This is a genomic window from Candidatus Pelagibacter sp. PS_23, from assembly GCF_059417905.1.
Window position 1 is genome coordinate 1,270,469 of record NZ_CM182071.1, and the last position, 19,380, is coordinate 1,289,848.

The following is a 19,380-nucleotide window of genomic DNA, read 5'->3' on the forward strand; positions in this document are numbered from 1 at the left end:
TTAAAAAAAAATCTTTATATATTGCTCTTACATTATTGAAATTACAGAATGGGCTTTAGCCCATTTTTTTTTGGAGCTAATAAACTTATGTTAAATAGAAGATCAGATAAATTAGAATTATTAAGAATTGCTGAAGCAGTTGCTTTAGAAAAGTCTATAGATAAAGAATTAATTATAGATTCCATGGAAACTGGAATTGCAAAAGCTGCCAAATCAAAATTTGGACAGGACAATGAAATTAAAGTTTTAATAGACAGAGAAAGTGGCGATATTGGAATTTTCAGAAAATTAATTGTTGTAGAAAAGCCAGAAAATACAAATACAGAAATTAATCTTCAAGATGCAATAATTTTAAATGAAGTCAACAAAGATAAAAAAATTGGTGACGAAATTTTACAACCGCTTCCCTCTTTTGATTTTGGAAGAATAGCTGCACAAACAGCAAAACAAGTTATTAGTTTTAATGTAAGAGAAGCAGAACGTGAAAGACAATACAATGATTTTATAGATAAAAAAGACTCAATTCTAAGTGGAATTGTTAAACGTCTAGAGTTTGGAAATGTGATAGTTGATTTAGGTAGAACTGAAGCAATTATTCAAAAAAATGAAATGATCCCTAGAGAAAACATTAAAGCTGGAGATAGAGTTAAAGCTTACTGTTATGATGTTAAAAGAGAAGCTAGAGGACAACAAATATTTTTATCAAGAGCACATCCAAAATTTATGGAAAAATTATTTGTTCAAGAGGTTCCTGAAATTTATGATGGTTTAATTGAAATCAAATCATCAGCAAGAGATCCTGGAAGTAGAGCAAAAATCTGTGTTAAAGCAGTTGATACTTCATTAGATCCAGTAGGAGCTTGTGTTGGAATGAGAGGATCAAGAGTCCAAGCAGTGGTTAACGAATTACAAGGTGAAAAAATTGATATTGTTAATTGGTCTGAAGATCCAGCAATAGTAGTTTCAAATGCATTGTCACCTGCTGAAGTTCAAAGAGTGAACGTTGATAGTGTTGCAAAAAAATTAGATGTAATTTTAACAGAAGAAAATTTAAGTAAAGCAATTGGTCGTAGAGGTCAAAACGTAAGACTTGCTACTAAATTATTAAATTACGAAATTAATATAATGACTGATGCAGAAGATTCAGAAAGAAGACAATCTGAATTTAAAGAAAAAACTGAAAACTTTGTTAAAAATTTAGAGCTGGATGAAACATTAGGACAATTACTTGTTGCTGAAGGTTTTTCTTCAATCTCAGATATTAAAGATAGTTCACCAGAAAATTTAATGAAAATCGAAGGTATAGAGGAAGACACTGCCAAGGCTTTGATTGAAAGAGCAAAAGAGTTTTACCAAAAAGATCAAGAAGATATTACTCAAAGAATTAAAGATTTGGGACTTCAAGATGATCTTATAAATCACAAAGGACTGACCCCTGGAATGTTAGTTACTTTAGGAGAGCAAAAGATTTTAAAATTAGAAGATTTCGCAGACCTTGCCTCTGATGAATTGACAGGTGGTTATGATGTTGTGAAAGGTGAAAGAATTAAGATTCAAGGATACCTTGAAGATTTTGCTTTATCAAAAACAGAAGCGGATGAATTAATAATGTCTGCAAGAAGCATAATTTACAAAGATTGAGTAATGAAATATGGAAAACAAAAAAACAAAATTAACACTGTCTGGCATAGCCAAGAAATCGATAGAGAATATAGAGTTAGCAAAAACTCAAAGTAAAAATTCCGTTGTAATTGAAAAAAAGCCCAGCAAATTCGCACCTAGAAGTAACTTTACTAGACCTGCTAGTGTTAGGTCAAAACCAGCAGTATCAACAACAAGTAGTTTCCCTCCAAGAACCACATCAGCACCTAAACCGGCTTCTCCAATAACTAATGATTATGAAAAACGTAAGTTAGCTGAACAAAGAGCAACTAGAAGATTGAAAGGGGATACAGGTAAACCTGAAACTAAAAAAAGAGAATTAAAATTAACAGTATCAAGAGCTTTAAGTGATGAGATTGAAGCAAGATCAAGAAGTATGGCTTCGCTTAAAAGAGCAAAATTAAAAGAAAATAGAGAACTTACTAAAGAGGAAATTCAAGAAAGCTTAAAGCCTGTAAAAAGAGATGTAAATATTCCTGAAGCAATAACAGTGAGAGAACTATCTAACAGAATGGCTGAGCAATCAAACAATGTTATCAAACATTTATTTGGAATGGGTGTTACGGTTACTATCAATCAAACATTAGCAGCAGATACTGCTGAATACTTAGTAAAAGAATTTGGCCACAATCCGATTAGAGAAACAAAAGCAGAAGAAATTATTCAAAAAATAAAAGAGTCTAGATCTGAAAATTTAAAGAATAGACCACCAATCGTAACTGTGATGGGCCACGTCGATCATGGAAAGACCTCGGTATTGGATGTTTTAAGAAGTGCGAATGTTGTCTCTGGGGAATTTGGTGGAATAACACAACACATTGGAGCTTACCAAATACAACATGAATCTAATAAACTGACTTTTATTGATACACCAGGTCATGCTGCATTTACAGAAATGAGAGCTAGAGGATCAAAATTAACAGACGTTGTAGTATTAGTAGTTGCTGCGGATGATGGTGTTAAACCTCAAACAATTGAATCTATAAAACATGCAAAAGCTGCGAACGTTCCAATAGTTGTAGCAATTAACAAGTGTGATCTACCTGAGGCAGATCCACAAAAAATAAAGAACCAACTTTTAGAATACGAACTTATTGCAGAAGATCTATCGGGAGATACTTTAATGGTTGAAATTTCTGCAAAAAATAAAAAAAATTTAGATAAGTTAGTAGAGTCGATTGTTCTACAAGCAGAAATTTTAGACTTAAAAACTGACTTTGAATCTAAAGCTACAGGAATTGTTCTAGAATCTAAAATTGATATTGGCAGAGGAGCTGTTGCAACAGTTGTGGTTACATCTGGAACAATTAAAAAAGGTGATTTCTTTGTTAGTGGATTAAAATGGGGAAAAGTAAGAGCTTTAATTAATGATAAAGGAGAAAATGTTAATGAAGCACCACCATCAATGCCAGTTGAAATTCTTGGAATTAATGGAGCGGCTAAATCTGGAGATGATTTTATTGTACTAGATTCAGAAAAAGAGGCAAAAACATTAAGTCAGAATAGAGCAGAAGAAAGCAAAGCTGGTGGAAGTCCTTTAACTTTTGCTACTCAAGACTCAGCTTTTGCTGATAAGTCAGCTGCAGAATTAAATATTATCATAAAATCAGATGTTCATGGATCTGCAGAGGCAATCAAAAGTGCAATTAATCAAATTACCCATGATGAAGTAAAACCTAAAATAATTTTATCTGATATTGGAATGGTAACAGAAACAGATGTAACTTTAGCAAAAGCATCTAACGCTGCACTAATTGCATTCAATGTTAAACCAAGTAAGGAAGCAAAAAAATTAGCAGAAAATGAAAAAATTGAAATCTCTTCTTATAATATTATTTATGAAGTTTTGGATTATATTAAATTAAGAATGTCAGGACTTCTTGCTCCAGATGTTCAGGAAAAAATTATTGGTACAGCTCAAATTTTAGAAATTTTCAAAGTTTCAGGTACAGGAAAAGTTGCAGGCTCAAAAGTAACTGAAGGTGAAATAACTAGTGGCGCAAGTGCTAGGGTAGTAAGAGATGGAGCAATTATTTATACGGGTAAAATAAGTACTATTTTTAGAGAAAAAGATCAGGCAAAACAGGTTAGTAATGGCCAAGAGTGTGGAATAACGCTTAAGGACTTTATCGATTTCCAGAAAAACGATACAATAGAGGCCTTTAGTACCACTACAACGGACAGAACAGTATAATGGCTGATAGAATAGGAAAACCAGTATCACAGAGACAATTGCGTGTTGGAGAGATGATTAGGCAATCTTTAGGCATGATTTTTGCCAGAAATGAAGCTAAGGTCCCAAATTTAGAAACTAATACTATAACGGTTACTGAAGTAAAAATGAGTCAAGACCTTAAAATTGCAAAAGCTTACGTATTACCATTAGGTGGTAAAGATTCGGAGTTAGTTATTAAAAAATTAAAAGAATACTCTTTCTTAATTAGAAAAGCTTTATCTAAAAAAATAATTATGAAATATTTACCAAAAATACTTTTTGCTAAAGACGACTCATTTGAGTACGCAGAAAAAATAGAAAACTTAATAAAACAAACAAATAAATAGGAAAATAAATAGTATGACGAAAAAAGCAGAAGAATTAAAAATGCACGAGAAGGACACTGGTTCTTCAGAAGTACAAATTGCATTATTAACAGAAAAAATTGAAACTCTTTCAGCACACATTAAACAATTCAAAAAAGATAAACACTCTTCAGTTGGATTATTAAGAGCAGTAAATAGAAGAAAAAAATTGTTAGAATATTTAAAGAAAAATAAATTTGATTCTTACAAAAATGTATTAACTCAATTAAATTTAAGAAAATAGACAGAAGGAAACGGAAAATAGATGTTCAAAGTATACAAGAAGGAAATTGAAGTAGCAGGTAAGAAGATAAGTTTAGAAACAGGTAAAGTAGCAAGACAAGCAGACGGAGCAATCATTGCTTCATGTGGTGAAACAGTTATTTTAGCAACAGTAGTAGGTGCCAAAAAAGTAAATCCAGATATGGATTATTTTCCTCTGTCTGTAAATTACCAAGAAAAATATTATGCAGGTGGTAAAATTCCTGGTGGATATTTTAAAAGAGAGGCAAGACCAACTGAAAGTGAACAATTGATTTCAAGATTAATTGATAGACCCATCAGACCTTTGTTTCCAAGTGAATTTAAAAATGAAGTTCAGTTGTTACCAACTGTAATTTCATATGATAAAGACAATCAACCAGATATTTTAGCAATTACAGCTTCATCAGCTGCATTAGCCATTTCAGGAATGCCATTTATGGGACCAGTAGGTGCTTCAAGAGTTGGTTTAGTTGATGGAAAATACATATTAAACCCATCAAAAGCTGAGTTAGAAAACTCTACTTTAGATTTAGTTGTAGCTGGTACTAAAGATGCTGTGCTGATGGTTGAGTCAGAAACGTCAGGTTTAACAGAAGAAGTAATGTTAGATGCAGTTAAGTTTGGTCACGAAGGTTTTGTTCCAGTAATCGAAATGATCGAGGAACTTGCAAAAGAATGCAGGAAACCAGAATGGACTGTTGAGAAAAAAGATTTATCGGAAGTTAAGAAAAAACTTGAAGAAAACTTTACAGAAGATTTAACTAAAGCTTTTGCAACAATAGACAAACAAGAACGATCAAATCAAATTTCAGAAATTTCTGATAAAGCAAAACAACTTTTTGCAGAGGATGAAAATTATTCTGATTTTAACGTTAATGATGAATTAAAAAATCTTGAAAAGAAAATTGTTAGAACTGACATTCTTAAAAATAAAAAAAGAATTGATGGCAGAGGTTTAGCTGATGTAAGAGCTATTGAGTGTGAGGTTGGTGTTTTACCAAGAACTCACGGATCAGCTCTATTTACTAGAGGTGAAACACAAGCGATTGTAGTTACTACTTTAGGTACATCTGATGATGAACAAAGATTGGAAAGTTTAGATGGACAGCATAGAGAAAGATTTATGCTTCATTACAACTTCCCTCCTTTCTCAGTTGGTGAAACTGGAAGAATTGGAACTGGAAGACGTGAAGTTGGTCATGGAAAATTAGCATGGAGAGCAATTAACTCTTCATTACCTCCAAAGGAAGAGTTTCCATATACTTTCAGAATAGTGTCAGAAATTACAGAATCCAATGGTTCTTCATCAATGGCAAGTGTTTGTGGTGCATCTCTTGCACTTATGGATGCTGGAGTGCCAATTAAAGAGCCAGTTGCAGGTATTGCAATGGGGTTAATTAAAGAAGGCGATGACTTTAGTGTCTTGTCAGATATTTTAGGTGATGAAGATCACCTAGGAGATATGGATTTTAAGGTTGCCGGAACTAAAGATGGAATTACTTCGCTTCAAATGGATATTAAAATTACAGGTATCACATTTGAAATCATGGAGCAGGCTTTAAAACAAGCAAAAGAAGGAAGAATTCATATCTTAGGTGAAATGAACAAAGCTTTAAGTGAATCAAGAGCTGATGTTGGTGAACACACTCCAAAAATGGAACAAATTACTGTTGATAAAAAAGATATTGCAGCTGTAATTGGAAAAGGTGGAGCAACGATTAGAGAAATTGTTGAAAAATCAGGTGCTAAACTAGATGTGAACGATGAAGGTGTGGTAACTGTTGCTGCTCCGGACGAAGAGTCTAGAAACATTGCTATGCAAATGATCAAAGACATCACAGCAAAAGCTGAACTAAATAAAATTTACTCAGGTAAAGTAATGAAGATTATGGAGTTTGGTGCATTTGTAAATTTCTTAGGCAAACAAGATGGTCTTGTTCACATTTCAGAACTTGCTACTAAAAGAGTAGAAAAAGTTACTGATATTGTTAAAGAAGGTGACGAAGTAAAAGTTAAAGTGATTGGTTTCGATAGAGGTAAAGTTAAACTTTCTATGAAACAAGCTGCTGAATAATTTTTAAATTAAAATTCTAAACCCCTGGAATGAAAGTTCTGGGGAGTTTTTTTATGGGGCTTTTATTAAAAACCTTACACACTCTTTTGTTTTGCTGGAAAGTATTCTACTTCTGAAAAACGATCTGTCGGAAAAATCCAATAAAATTCAAGGGTTTCTTTTCCATTATTTTTTAAGGCATGTTCAGCATTTCCAGCTATATAAACTACATCGCCCTTTTTAATTGTTTCAAGTTTACCTGATTTATTTAAAATTCCCGTACCATTGGTAACCACATATATTTCTGCTGGTGAGTGATAATGAAGTGTTAAATCTCCACCAGGCACTATTTCAGCAAAACCAAGGGATAAACCAGAACTACCATCAAAATCTGCATCAATTAAAAATTTCCACCTTACTCCAGGATACTTTTCAGTTGATGACCATTCTTGACTCAAAACAGAAGCAAGATTTTTTACAAAAATCATTCAAAATCTTAGCTTATGTCTTATTTTTTTTAAATATAAATTATTAAGTCTAAAAAATTCTTCCAAATTTTTTTAACTAAATTTAACTATATTTTAGGTAATATTTTTAGGATCTGGCATTCCAACCTTGTTATATCCAGCATCTACGTAATGAATTTCACCAGTAACACCATTTGCAAGGTCGCTTAATAGATATAATGCTGAATTTCCAACATCATGAATATCTACGTTTCTTTTAAGGAAAGAATGATCTTCATTCCACTTGTATAAGAACTTTGCATCTCCAATAGCAGAAGCTGCCAAAGTCTTAATGGGTCCAGCACTTATAGCATTCACTCTCATGCCTTTAGCACCTAAATCTCTTGCAAGGTACTTAACACTTGCCTCAAGAGCTGATTTACAAACACCCATTACGTTATAATTTGGAATAGCTTTAGTAGATTCGTAAGTTAAGGTTAACATGCTTCCACCTTCTTTCATTATTTTAGATGCTTCTTTTGCAACTTCTGTAAATGAAAAACATGAGATTAACATACTTCTTAAAAAGTTTTCTCTAGTAGTGTTTAAATACTCACCTGATAATTCTGATTTATCTGAAAATGCAACTGCGTGAACCACAAAATCTATTTGTCCCCATTCAGATTTAATATCTTCAAAAAGTTTTATTACTTCTTCTTTATTCTCAACATCACAACTAAATGTAGCTTTTGAATTTAATTTTTCTGCTAAAGGGATTACTCTTTTCTTTAATGCATCACCAAGATAAGTGAATGCAAGTTCTGCTCCAGCTTCTGCAAGTTTCTGCGAAATACCCCAAGCGATAGACCTTTCATTGGCAACGCCCATGATTAATCCTCTTTTGCCTTTCATTAAACTCATTTAAACCTTTTCAAAAATTAAAGTTGCATTTGTTCCACCAAAACCAAAGCTGTTAGACATAACAGAGTTTAATTTAACATCTGTTTCAGTTTTAGTAACGATTGGGAATTTTTTTGCTTCATCATCCATTTCAGTGATGTTAGCTGAAGCTGTGATAAAATTATTTTTCATCATGATTAAACTATAAATTGCCTCATGAACTGAAGCAGCACCTAGTGGGTGACCAGAAAGGGATTTAGTAGAACTTATTTTTGGTACCTCAGCACCAAATGCTTCTCCAACACCTCTAAGTTCTGTTATATCTCCAACAGGAGTTGAAGTTCCGTGAGTGTTTAAGTAGTCCATTTTATTCTTAGCAGTTGCTAAAGCCATTTTCATACATCTAACAGCACCTTCACCAGATGGGGCTACCATATCATACCCGTCAGAAGTCGCGCCATAGCCTGTTAATTCAGCATATATGTTTGCACCTCTTGCTTTTGCATGCTCGTATTCCTCAAGCACCAAAACTCCACCACCACCTGCTATTACAAAGCCATCTCTAGTCTTATCATAAGCTCTAGAAGCAGTTTCAGGCGCATCATTGTATTTAGAAGATAATGCAGTCATCGCATCAAACATTGCAGTCATTGCCCAGTGTAATTCTTCACTACCACCTGCAAACACAACGTCTTGTTTACCCATTTGAATTAATTCACTTGCATGACCGATACAGTGTCCGCTAGTTGCACACGCAGAACTCATCGTATAATTAACTCCTTTAATTTTAAAAGGTACAGCAAGAGTTGCTGAAGATGTACTAGCCATAGTTCTTGGAACAATAAATGGTCCCATTAACTTTGGAGTTTTGGCTCTAGTCTTATCAACTGATAAAACAACATTCTCTATTGAAGGACCCCCAGAACCCATAACTATTCCAGTTTTAAAATTACTTATATCCTTATCCTCTAATCCTGAATCCTTAATAGCTTCTTTCATTGCAATGTAATTATATGCAGATCCAGAGCCCATAAATCTGATAGTTTTTCTATCGACATGTTCTTCAAGTTTAATATTTGGTTTGCCATGAATGTGGCTTCTTAAATTATGCTCTTTATATTCCTCGCAAAAAGATATTCCAGATTTTGAATTTAAAAGAGATTGATAAACTTCTTCTTGATTATTCCCCAAACAAGAAACAACTCCCAAACCTGTAACTACTACTCTTCTCATTATTTAAATAACCCCACTTTTAAACTTTCTGCTGAATATATTTTCTTGTCATCGGCAAATACTAAACCATTTGCCAAACCAACTGTTGTTCCACCTGGTGCCATAATTTTTTTCATATCAATTTCATATCTTACATTTTTAACATTTTGTAAAACTTCACCAGTGAATTTTACTGTACTCACGCCTAAAGCTCTCCCTTTGCCTGGATTGCCAAGCCAACCAAGATAAAAACCTACTAACTGCCACATAGCATCCAAGCCAAGACAACCTGGCATAACAGGGTCTCCTTTAAAGTGACAATCAAAAAACCAAAGGTCTTCTTTGATATCAAGCTCTGCTTTTAAAGAGCCTTTACTAAAAGCACCATTGTCCTCGTTGATTTCTGTTATTCTATCAAACATGAGCATTGGTGGAAGCGGTAATTTTGCATTACCTGGGCCAAAAAGTTCGCCATTTCCGCAGCTTATTAGCTCATCATATGTGAATGAGTTTTTTTTCATAAATTTCAGTCCCTTAATACTTGATTTATGATGATTATAATATAGAAATAGTTTAGAATTATTATAAACAACAATGAATAATATTAATATATACAAAGAAAAACTGAGAGAATCTGGCTTAAGACCAACTAGACAAAGGTTAAAAATCTGTGAAGTATTGTTTTCACCTGAAAAAACTTTTCATTTTACAATAAATGATTTGACCAAAATTATTGAAGAAAAGTTGAGTGAAAAAATTTCCCTAGCAACAGTTTATAATACAATTCATGCATTTAAGAAAAAAGGATACTTAAAAGAAATTTCAATTAATAGTGATAAAAGTTATTTTGACACTAACGTAACTGAACACCATCACTTTTTTGACGAAGATACAAATGAGTTGATTGATTGTAGCAACGAAGAAATTGATTCAGTGAATATAAAAAGAAATATCACAGGAAAAAAAATAAAATCAGTAGAAGTATTGATTAAAGTTGCAACTGATAATCAAACTCAAAAATAATTCAATAATTTCAATAATTTAATAATTACATTAAAATAATTCTAAACTGTTGACTTACAGTTTAGAATGATTATATGTTCACCATAATCATTAAGGAGAAAAATATGCCATTAAAAGGAAGTAAAACAGAAGAAAACTTAAAGGATGCATTTGCAGGTGAGAGCCAAGCAAACAGACGTTATTTATATTTTGCTCAAAAAGCAGATATCGAAGGCTATAACGATGTAGCATCAGTATTTAGATCTACAGCTGAAGGTGAAACAGGTCATGCACATGGACACCTTGAGTATCTTGAAGAAGTTGGAGATCCAGCAACGGGACTGCCAATTGGTGAGACTAAAGCAAATTTAGCTTCAGCAGTACAAGGTGAAACTCATGAATATACAGACATGTACCCAGGTATGGCAAAAACAGCTAGAGAAGAAGGTTTTCCAGAAATAGCTGATTGGTTTGAAACTTTAGCAAAAGCTGAAAAATCACACGCAGGTAAATTCCAAAAAACATTAGAATCTATTGCGTAAATAAAACTTAATTTATGGTGGGGTTTTCCCCCACCATTAAATCCTAAAATTTTAAATATGAGTAAAGAAGGCAGTATAGACGCACCCATTAGACACCCAATCAATTTTGAGCATCCAGATTTTTTAGATCCTAAAAAATTAGATGACGAAATGAGAAGAGCATTCGATATCTGCCATGGATGTAGAAGATGTTTTAATTTATGTGACTCGTTTCCAAAATTATTTGACATGATAGATGAGTCAGAAAATGAGGATGTAGAAAGTTTAAAAAGTGAACAGTTTGAACCTGTAGTAGATGCTTGCACATTGTGTGATATGTGTTTTATGACCAAGTGTCCTTATGTACCGCCACACGATTTTGATTTAGACTTTCCTCACTTAATGTTGAGATACAGAACAGCTCAAAAAAAATTAAATAAATTACCTGCAGTACCGGCACAATTAGCTCGAATTGATAGAAATGCAAAAATTGGTGTAATGTTATCATCACTTATAAACTGGGCATCAAACATTAAAAATACATTTTTTAGAAAAATATTAGAATTAGTTGCTGGAATTGATATGAGGGTTAAGCTTCCAACCTACAATTCAGAAACATTTACAAAATATTTTAAAAAAAATAATATTCCAGTAAACAGTGAAGCTCCATCTAAAGATAGAAAAGTTGTAATTTATTCAACATGCTTTGTTAATTTTAATAAAAAAGACACTGGTGTAGCTGCATTAAAAGTTTTAAAAAAAAATGGAGTAGAGGTTCAAGAAGCTTACCCAGGTTGTTGTGGAATGCCTTATCTTGAGCAAGCAGATTTACCAAAAGTTGTGGAGCAAGCCAAAAAAGTTTCCAAAGATTTATTAGAGTGGATAGACAAGGGTTATCAAATTATTACTCTAACAGCCAGCTGTGGTCTAATGTTAAAATTTGAATGGCCTTTGCTATTGCCAAACGATGAAAATATTAAAAGACTTTCAAAAAGTGTTAGTGATATAGATGAGTATATCGTTGATATAGCACAAAACGAAGGCTTAGCAGAGGGCTTACAAGAAATTGATGGTGGGGTTACAGTTCACAACGCTTGTCATGCAAGAGCACAAAATATGGGTATTAAATCTAGAGATATGCTCAAATTTATTCCGAATATAAAAATGGATGTTGTTGAAAGATGTGCTGGTCACGGAGGAACTTTTGGTGTCATGAAGGAAACTCACGATCTAGCTATAAAAGTTGGAACACCAACAGCAAAACAAATTAAAAATAAAAATAATAAATACATGGCTTCAGATTGTCCTTTGGCAGGCAAGCATTTGAAACAATTAGAAACAGACACAAATATTTCAAATGATGAGGCACTTCATCCTATCGAATTGATGGCAAAAAGTTATAGATTGTAATTATGAGTAAAGAAAAAAGACAAATAGAAAAAGAAGACTTACTACCATCTGATGTTTACGCAAAAAGTAGAAAACAAATCAGAAAAGATTTAGTTGAGTTTAAAAAAGATAGAAGAATAGCACTTGGTCCTTATGCTACCTTTTATTTTGAAAGTTTTGAAACTATGGTTGCCCAAGTTCAAGAAATGCTTCACATCGAAAAAGGTGGAGATGAGCAATTAAAAGATGAATTAATAGCCTACAATCCCTTAGTACCAAGTGGAAAAGAACTTATAGCAACTTTAATGTTTGAAATTGATAATCCAATTTCAAGAGCTAAATTTTTAGGTAAAGTCGGAGGTATTGAAGAAAAGGTATTTATGAAAATTAATAATGAAATTGTTAAAGCAGTTCCAGAAGCAGATGTTGACAGAACATCAGCAGAAGGAAAAGCTTCTTCAGTACAGTTTATCCATTTCAAATTAAATGATGATCAAATTTCTAAATTTAAATCAGATAGTGCAATTATTGAACTTGGGATTGATCATAAAGAGTATACTCACACAACAAAACTATCAGAAAATAGCATTAAATCGCTATGTGATGATTTTATCTAATAGAACCCCAAATATTTTCAGTTTTGACCCAGCCTGAATAATTTTCAGTTTTTACGTTACACCATATATTTTTACATTTTTTTAAGATTAATAGTCTTCCCTTTTCTAGTTTGGCTATTGGTTTTGAAAAGTTAGATGGTTTTTTATATAAAATTTTATCTTCTAAAATAATAATAGAATTTGATTTTTTAATCTGAGAAATGTGGATCCATCCACTATTATTTTTTAAATCTACAATTCTCCTAAAATTTTCTTTTTGATCTATTTGTTTTATCGGTAAATTTATTTTTTTATAAATATATTTGATTTTTGAATCAAAACTTGGTCCATATCGAACATTTACTTTACTTTTTTTTAAAGAAAGAAACTTTTCTTCTGCCATTGAAAATTGACCAAATAAAACTGATAGACACAAAAACCAGATAGCTATTTTTTTTATCATTTACAAAAACAGTTTTTTCTTTTTTTAAGTTTAACTTTTCTAAAATTTAATTGTAATAAATCTAAGATAAAAATATATCCATCAAGACTTTTTCCAATACCAAGTATTTTCTTTAAAACTTCATTTGCTTGTATTGTTCCAATTATACCAGCAACAGTGCCAAGAATACCTTCTGACTCGCAATTTAATAAGTCATCTGAAATATCAGAGTCTTGAAAAAAACATCTTAAACATGGAATTTTTTTATTTTTAAAATTAAAAGTAAATATATGACCGTCAAATTTACTTATGGCTCCGGTTACAAGTATTTTTTTAAATTTATAACAAAAATCATTTAATAAAAATTTTGTTGAAAAATTATCAGAACCATCAACTATATAATCATAATCTTTTATAATTTTCTTAAAGTTATTTTTATCAAGTCTTATTTTGTAAATTTTAATTTTAATACTTGGGTTTATTTTTTTAATTTTAACCCTTGCTACTTGAACTTTAAATTTTCCTATATCGCTGGTGTTATAAAGACTTTGTCTGTGTAGATTAGATAAATTAACTTTATCATCATCAACTATACCTATCGAACCAACTCCAGCTCTTGCAAGAAATTCTGCAACAGGAGATCCTAGACCACCCATTCCAACAATTAAAACTTTTGAAGATATAATTTTTTTTTGTCCAATAGTGCCAATATCTTTTAGTACTATTTGTCTTGAGTATCTTTCTATTGATGCTTTTTTTAATTGGCTATTCATTTACCTGTTGAGCCAAATCCACCATCACCTCGCAATGTATCAGGTAAATTATCTGTTTCTTCAAACTCCATCTTAATTACAGGCATTAAGACCATTTGTGCTATTCTATCTTTATTGTTGATAAGGAAATCTTCTTTACTATGATTAAAAAGTATAACTTTAATTTCTCCTCTATAATCACTATCAATTGTCCCCGGAGTGTTTAAAACTGTAATACTTTTTTTAGCAGCCAAACCAGATCGAGGACGAATTTGAACTTCATAATCCTCTGAAAATGCCATTGAAAGCCCTGTAGGAACCAAATATGAGCTATTAGGTGCTATTCTAATAGGCTCCTCTATAAAAGCCATCAAATCCATACCTGAAGCACCATCTGTTTTGTAAGCAGGTAATTCTACTTTAGGATTTAATTTTTTGATTAATACTTTAGCCACTGAATTTTAATTTAATCTTTTAATAACTCTATCTACTATTTCATCAGAAATTTCAGATTTACTTTTTATTGCAAGCCTTTCATCATCCATATTTTTATCTCTATAATAAATCGAAACTTCATTAAAACTAGAGTCAAATCCAATTGCTTTATTGGAAACATCATTTGCAATTATCCAATCACAGTTTTTTTCATCTAATTTTTTTTTTGCATTTTCTTCTATATTATTAGTTTCTGCAGCAAATCCAATTACCAACTTTGGTCTAAGAGAATTATGTTTTGATACATAATTTAAAATATCGATATTTTTTTCTAGTTCTAGATTTAATTTTTCTTGCTTTTTAATTTTGCTATTACTTATTTCTTTAACTTTAAAGTCAGCAACAGCTGCTGAAAAAATTGCTACATCTGTTGGTAAATTATTTTGTGTAGCTTTAAGCATTTCATCTGCAGTTTCTACTTTAATTAAGTTTATATTGTTGCCTACTTCTAAATTTGTAGGTCCAGAAATTAAAGTGGTTTGAAATCCTTTTTTAGCAAATGCTTTTGCTAAAGCATAACCTTGTTTTCCAGAAGATTTATTTGTTATAAATCTTACAGGGTCAATATATTCATTAGTTGGTCCAGCTGTTATTAAGGCTTTTAATTTATAATTTTTATTTAATTCACTAAAGTATAAATTAATTTCTTGAACAATATCATCTGGTTCGGTCATTTTACCTTCACCAAATTCTCCACAGGCCATATTTCCAATTTCAGGACCTATAATTTTATAACCAAATGATTTTAATTTTTTAAGGTTTTCTTTCGTTGATGGATGGTCCCACATTCTAACATTCATTGCTGGTGTTAAAAAAATATCTTTATCTGAAGCCAAAATTACAGTTGAAGCAAGATCATCTGAAGCCCCTGTGCTTAATTTTGAGATTGTATTAGCGGTAGCTGGAGCTACAACAATTAAGTCTGCCCATCTAGACAATGAAATATGATCCATTTCAGCCTCATTTTCAGGGCTAAATAAATCGTCATAAACTTTTTCTTGAGACAGTGAGGCAACGGACAAAGGAGTTACAAATTCTTTAGCACTTTTAGTAAGAATAGTTTTAACCTTTGCACCTAATTTTTTTAATGATCTGATTAATTCTAAACTTTTGTAAGCAGATATGCCACCACATATTATTAAAAGTATTTTTCTTTCAGATATATTATTCATTGTGCGAATTAAAATACTACTAGACCAAAAATTACAAGCAGTAATAAACCAACAATAGATTGATTTCTAAAGGCAGTCATTTCAGATCTTTTTTCATTTAAGGCAGTAAATGAATTTGAATTTTGGGGGATCTGTCCACTTGCTAAAAATGATAAAGCTTGATTGGCTTTATCCATAATCTCTGGAAAATCAGGCAATCTTTTAATTACTTCAGTAGTACTTTTTAAACTTTCATTTAAGGTATTAATTGGATCTTTTGTTTCTCTTAACCAACTTTCTAAAACTGGTTTTGAAGTTTCCCATATATTTGTATTAGGGTTAAGTTTTCTCGCAACACCCTCAACAACTACCATTGTTTTTTGTAACATTAATAATTGAGGTTGAGTCTGCATGTTAAATTTTTCAGTAACTTCAAAAAGTTGTTTTAATAATTTTCCCCCAGAAATATCTTTTACAGATTGACCAAAAATTGGTTCACCAATTGATCTTAATGCTTGTGCTAAATCATTAACAGGCACATCTTTAGGAACTAGACCAGCAACCAAATGTACCTCAGCAACTTTTTTGTAGTCTCTTTGAATAAATCCAAATAAAATTTCAGCTAAAAATCTTTTGCTAAGATTGTCTAATCTTCCCATTATTCCAAAATCTATAGGAACAATTTGCCCATTATCGTCAATAAATATGTTTCCTTGATGCATATCAGCATGAAAAAAACCATCTCTAACAGCATGTCTTAAAAAATGCTGAATAACATCAGAGGCTATTCTCTTAGTATCTATATTTCTTTTTTGTAAATCTTCTGTTTCACGAATAGAAACGCCTTCTACCCAATCAAGTGTCATGACATTTTCGCTTGTAAAATTCCAATAAATAGCAGGAACTCTAAAACCTGCATCATTCTTTGTATTTTCAGCATATTCATTTGCAGCCGCCGCTTCAAATCTTAAATCCATTTCTAAATTAGTTATTTCTTTAAGAAGAAAAACTACTTCTACCAATTTCAGCCTTTTTGTTTTTTTTATAAATGACTCAACCATAAAAGCAAAAAGCATCAAAGCATCTATCTCTTCATTAAATACTTTTTTTATATTTGGTCTTAAAATTTTAATAGCAACATCTTTTATGATTCCATTGTCATTTATTTTTGCTTTATGAACCTGTGCTATTGAAGCTGCTGCAACTGGTTCACTTAAATCAATGATTGAATTGAAAGTATCATCTCCTAGGTCTTTTTTAATTATTGCTTTTGCTTCAGTTAAAGTAAAAGCGGGCAATCTATCTTGTAAGCCCTCTAACTGTTTTGCTAAATCATCTCCAATAATATCAGGTCTAGTAACCAAAAATTGTCCTAACTTAATAAATGTAGTTCCCATTGATTGTAGCGACTTAGAAAGTTTTGCTCCTTCATTTTCGTTTAAATTATTTTTATTAGGTGGAGAAAAAGAAAATGAAAGTATTTGGAAGAGAATCTTAATTACTAATGGTGGTTTTTTAAACTTAGAAAGAATAGTTAATATATCAGAACGAGCTAATTTTCTTCCTAATTTAAATAAGATGAATATTTTTTTTAACATTAGATTTTCCAGCCTGAATGAATAGCTACAATTCCACCTGATAAGTTTCTATAACTGCAGTTAACAAATTTATTTTTATTCATTAAATCAATTAACTCCTCTTGATTAATAAACTCTTCAATACTTTTAACCAGATATTCATAAGGTTCTTTTTGTCCAACTATAGCTTTTCCAACTAAAGGAATAAGTTTTGAATAATTTTTATATATAAAGTCTAAATTAGAGTTTTGAATTTTAGAAAATTCTAAACATAAGTAACGACCTCCTGGTTTTAAAACTCTATAAGCTTCTGATAAAGCTTTATTTAGATCTTTAGTATTTCGTAGTCCAAAACTAATTGTATAATAATCACAAGAATTATCTTTAATAGGCAACTTTTCAGCTGGAGCAATTATCCAATTGATATTTTTATAAGTATTTAACTTTTCTTTGCCTTTACCAATCATCCCTTTATTTGGATCAACGCAAAATATTTCACCATTTTTATCAGTTGCATCTAAAAAAAGTTTACCAAGATCTCCAGTACCGCAGGCGACATCAATTAAAGTTTTATTATTTGAAGGGTTCATCCAACTTAATAGATCTTTTTTCCAAATTCTATGAACACCCAATGACATAAAGTCATTCATTAAATCATATTTGTCATAGACATTATCAAAGACACTTTGGACAAGGCCCTTTTTGTTTTGGAGATATTGCTGCATATTAAATTTATTATTTATTGATAATATAGTCTCAAATGCCAGAATTACCAGAAGTAGAAATAGTCAAACAATCGCTATCTAAAAAATTAGAGCATAAAAAAATCAAAAAAATAATAATTACGAATAGAAATTTAAGGTTTAAAATTCCTTTAAAATTTGAAGAATTATTAAAAAATAAAATTATTAAAAAAGTAACTAGATTTTCAAAGTATTTGATCTTGAATTTTTCTGATCAATCTTTTTGTTTAATTCATTTAGGGATGTCTGGAACTGTTCATTTAATAAAAAAAAATAATATTAGTAAGTTTACTAATACTAGTTTTTATAATTCACCAAGCCTACCAAAAAAACATAATCATGTTGAAATTCATTTTAAAGGTTTAAGAGTTATATACAATGATCCTAGAAGATTTGGATTTTTTAAATTTATAGAAAACAAGAAGGAACTTGAAAAAAGATTTAGTCATTTAGGACCTGAACCATTTTTTAAAAATTTTAACTTAGAATATTTAATTGGTTATTTCACAAATAAAAAAAAGGATATAAAAAGTTTCTTATTAGATCAAAAATTTGTATCAGGAATTGGAAATATTTATGCTAGTGAAATTTTATTTTTATGCAAAATTAATCCAATTACCTATGCATCAAAGTTAACCAAGCAAGATTGCAAAAAAATTATTACTTATTCAAAAAGTGTACTTAATAGGGCTATTAAAAAAGGAGGGTCAAGTATTCGAGATTTTAAAAACATCACTGGAAAAAGTGGAAATTTCCAAAAAGAATTTAGGGTTTATCAAAGAGAAAATCTAAGCTGCTTAAGAACTAAATGTAATGGGAAAATTCAGAAAATATTTATATCTAATAGGTCAACATTCTTTTGTAATACATGCCAAAAATAGGGAATTATTCTATTGACCAGTATAAATTCTCAAGCTATACCACTGCGCTTATGGCAAACACAAAATCAGCAATTAAAAGAATTAGAAGAATTGCTACACAAACATTGGTTAATAAGGCTCGTAAGAGCAAGTACAGAAATGCTATAAAAAAAATGAACCTTCTTTTGGTAGAAAAGAAAAAAGATGAAGCTCTAAAATTCTTGCCAAAGTTGAACTCTGAGTTAATGAAAGTTGCAAAAACTGGAATTATAAAGAAAGCAAATGCTTCAAGAAACATTTCGAGAATAACAAAGAAAATTTCAGGTTTATAATAAATTTATACGACTATTTTAAATTTCAACTAATAGTACTTACATCATATAAGAAATCAAATTTTTAGATTAACTATATATAGATTTAGTAAAACAATAAGAAACATAATTTATAAATCACACAATCATAGATTTTAAATTTGTAAAACTTAATCGTTCAATCAAACAACACTGTGGCAAAATAATTTTTAAGATTTAAAACAGACCACCTCTTGGTTGTAATATTATATCAGCTTAGAGAGAATATTCCCGTTTGAAATGAATCACCTATAGATTTAATTTATTTTTATTTTTACTAAATTATTTATTGCAAATATTAATTTTATTTATTTTTGCTTTTACAAAATTATTTATTGCAAAAAAATTATTTTGCTTCTAACTGACCTTATTCCTACAAATTTTT

General features: G+C 30.8%; 21 protein-coding genes. 11 read left to right on the plus strand and 10 right to left on the minus strand.

From position 1 onward, the window contains the following. The first annotated feature begins 48 nt into the window (after positions 1–48). From nusA to pnp, 5 genes are read left to right on the plus strand one after another with little or no spacing between them, the layout of a single operon-like run. The gene (nusA, locus tag AC5SLY_RS06770; protein WP_006997519.1) at positions 49–1,641 is read left to right on the plus strand and encodes a transcription termination factor NusA; all 1,593 of its coding nucleotides are present in this window, start codon (positions 49–51) and stop codon (positions 1,639–1,641) included. Positions 1,642–1,651: 10 nt separating this feature from the next. Next, positions 1,652–3,856: a translation initiation factor IF-2 gene (gene infB / locus AC5SLY_RS06775; protein WP_494598813.1), complete on the plus strand. Its 2,205-nt coding sequence runs from the start codon at positions 1,652–1,654 to the stop codon at positions 3,854–3,856. Beyond that, a complete protein-coding gene (gene rbfA, locus AC5SLY_RS06780; protein ID WP_006997517.1) occupies positions 3,856–4,224 on the plus strand; it encodes a 30S ribosome-binding factor RbfA in 369 nt (122 codons plus the stop codon). The genes infB and rbfA overlap by 1 nt, the downstream gene beginning before the upstream one ends. Positions 4,225–4,237: 13 nt before the next feature. Beyond that, entirely contained in the window at positions 4,238–4,486 is a 249-nt protein-coding gene (gene rpsO / locus AC5SLY_RS06785; protein ID WP_494598814.1) for a 30S ribosomal protein S15, read from the plus strand. A gap of 21 nt (positions 4,487–4,507) precedes the next feature. Next, complete coding sequence (gene pnp / locus AC5SLY_RS06790; RefSeq protein ID WP_006997515.1) at positions 4,508–6,580, plus strand: polyribonucleotide nucleotidyltransferase; 2,073 nt, start codon at positions 4,508–4,510, stop codon at positions 6,578–6,580. Between the two features lie 74 nt (positions 6,581–6,654). Here the strand turns inward: pnp and AC5SLY_RS06795 are convergent, their stop codons facing one another. The 4 genes from AC5SLY_RS06795 to fabA all read right to left on the minus strand — a co-directional run bounded on the left by AC5SLY_RS06795 (position 6,655) and on the right by fabA (position 9,638). After that, positions 6,655–7,047 carry a cupin domain-containing protein gene (locus AC5SLY_RS06795; RefSeq protein ID WP_494598815.1) on the minus strand — a complete coding sequence of 131 codons (393 nt, stop codon included), beginning with the start codon at positions 7,045–7,047 and terminating at the stop codon, positions 6,655–6,657. A 93-nt stretch (positions 7,048–7,140) separates the two neighbouring features. Next, entirely contained in the window at positions 7,141–7,926 is a 786-nt protein-coding gene (locus AC5SLY_RS06800; RefSeq protein ID WP_006997513.1) for an enoyl-ACP reductase FabI, read from the minus strand. After that, complete coding sequence (gene fabB / locus AC5SLY_RS06805; RefSeq protein WP_494598816.1) at positions 7,927–9,138, minus strand: beta-ketoacyl-ACP synthase I; 1,212 nt, start codon at positions 9,136–9,138, stop codon at positions 7,927–7,929. Then, on the minus strand, positions 9,138–9,638 hold the full coding sequence (gene fabA / locus AC5SLY_RS06810) for a bifunctional 3-hydroxydecanoyl-ACP dehydratase/trans-2-decenoyl-ACP isomerase (RefSeq protein WP_020168997.1): 501 nt from the start codon (positions 9,636–9,638) through the stop codon (positions 9,138–9,140). The genes fabB and fabA overlap by 1 nt, the downstream gene beginning before the upstream one ends. Before the next feature lie 73 nt (positions 9,639–9,711). On the opposite strand from fabA, the gene AC5SLY_RS06815 reads away from it, so the two are divergent. The 4 genes from AC5SLY_RS06815 to AC5SLY_RS06830 all read left to right on the plus strand — a co-directional run bounded on the left by AC5SLY_RS06815 (position 9,712) and on the right by AC5SLY_RS06830 (position 12,646). Beyond that, positions 9,712–10,140: a Fur family transcriptional regulator gene (locus tag AC5SLY_RS06815; protein ID WP_006997510.1), complete on the plus strand. Its 429-nt coding sequence runs from the start codon at positions 9,712–9,714 to the stop codon at positions 10,138–10,140. Positions 10,141–10,244: 104 nt separating this feature from the next. Next, complete coding sequence (locus tag AC5SLY_RS06820) at positions 10,245–10,661, plus strand: rubrerythrin family protein (protein WP_494598817.1); 417 nt, start codon at positions 10,245–10,247, stop codon at positions 10,659–10,661. Between the two features lie 57 nt (positions 10,662–10,718). Continuing rightward, on the plus strand, positions 10,719–12,050 hold the full coding sequence (locus tag AC5SLY_RS06825; RefSeq protein WP_494598818.1) for a (Fe-S)-binding protein: 1,332 nt from the start codon (positions 10,719–10,721) through the stop codon (positions 12,048–12,050). 2 nt (positions 12,051–12,052) lie between these two features. Continuing rightward, the gene (locus AC5SLY_RS06830) at positions 12,053–12,646 is read left to right on the plus strand and encodes a DUF3501 family protein (protein ID WP_494598819.1); all 594 of its coding nucleotides are present in this window, start codon (positions 12,053–12,055) and stop codon (positions 12,644–12,646) included. Here the strand turns inward: AC5SLY_RS06830 and AC5SLY_RS06835 are convergent. From AC5SLY_RS06835 to ubiE, 6 genes are read right to left on the minus strand one after another with little or no spacing between them, the layout of a single operon-like run. Continuing rightward, on the minus strand, positions 12,639–13,088 hold the full coding sequence (locus AC5SLY_RS06835; RefSeq protein WP_494598820.1) for an SH3 domain-containing protein: 450 nt from the start codon (positions 13,086–13,088) through the stop codon (positions 12,639–12,641). The two genes, AC5SLY_RS06830 and AC5SLY_RS06835, sit on opposite strands and share 8 nt — an antisense overlap. After that, a complete protein-coding gene (locus AC5SLY_RS06840; RefSeq protein ID WP_494598821.1) occupies positions 13,085–13,840 on the minus strand; it encodes a HesA/MoeB/ThiF family protein in 756 nt (251 codons plus the stop codon). The genes AC5SLY_RS06835 and AC5SLY_RS06840 overlap by 4 nt, the downstream gene beginning before the upstream one ends. Further along, positions 13,837–14,274, minus strand: a complete 438-nt coding sequence (dut, locus tag AC5SLY_RS06845) for a dUTP diphosphatase (protein ID WP_494598822.1) — start codon at positions 14,272–14,274, stop codon at positions 13,837–13,839. The genes AC5SLY_RS06840 and dut overlap by 4 nt, the downstream gene beginning before the upstream one ends. Positions 14,275–14,280: 6 nt before the next feature. Beyond that, positions 14,281–15,486, minus strand: a complete 1,206-nt coding sequence (gene coaBC / locus AC5SLY_RS06850; protein ID WP_494598823.1) for a bifunctional phosphopantothenoylcysteine decarboxylase/phosphopantothenate--cysteine ligase CoaBC — start codon at positions 15,484–15,486, stop codon at positions 14,281–14,283. An 8-nt stretch (positions 15,487–15,494) separates the two neighbouring features. Continuing rightward, entirely contained in the window at positions 15,495–17,063 is a 1,569-nt protein-coding gene (gene ubiB / locus AC5SLY_RS06855) for a 2-polyprenylphenol 6-hydroxylase (RefSeq protein ID WP_494598824.1), read from the minus strand. Further along, the gene (gene ubiE, locus AC5SLY_RS06860) at positions 17,063–17,767 is read right to left on the minus strand and encodes a bifunctional demethylmenaquinone methyltransferase/2-methoxy-6-polyprenyl-1,4-benzoquinol methylase UbiE (protein WP_011281685.1); all 705 of its coding nucleotides are present in this window, start codon (positions 17,765–17,767) and stop codon (positions 17,063–17,065) included. Before ubiE ends, ubiB begins: the two co-directional genes overlap by 1 nt. 35 nt (positions 17,768–17,802) lie before the next feature. Between ubiE and mutM the strand changes: the two genes are divergently transcribed. Together mutM and rpsT are read left to right on the plus strand one after the other, a co-directional pair. Next, a complete protein-coding gene (mutM, locus tag AC5SLY_RS06865; RefSeq protein ID WP_011281686.1) occupies positions 17,803–18,666 on the plus strand; it encodes a bifunctional DNA-formamidopyrimidine glycosylase/DNA-(apurinic or apyrimidinic site) lyase in 864 nt (287 codons plus the stop codon). Between the two features lie 50 nt (positions 18,667–18,716). Then, positions 18,717–18,977 carry a 30S ribosomal protein S20 gene (gene rpsT / locus AC5SLY_RS06870; RefSeq protein ID WP_026362696.1) on the plus strand — a complete coding sequence of 87 codons (261 nt, stop codon included), beginning with the start codon at positions 18,717–18,719 and terminating at the stop codon, positions 18,975–18,977. Positions 18,978–19,380: the final 403 nt, after the last annotated feature.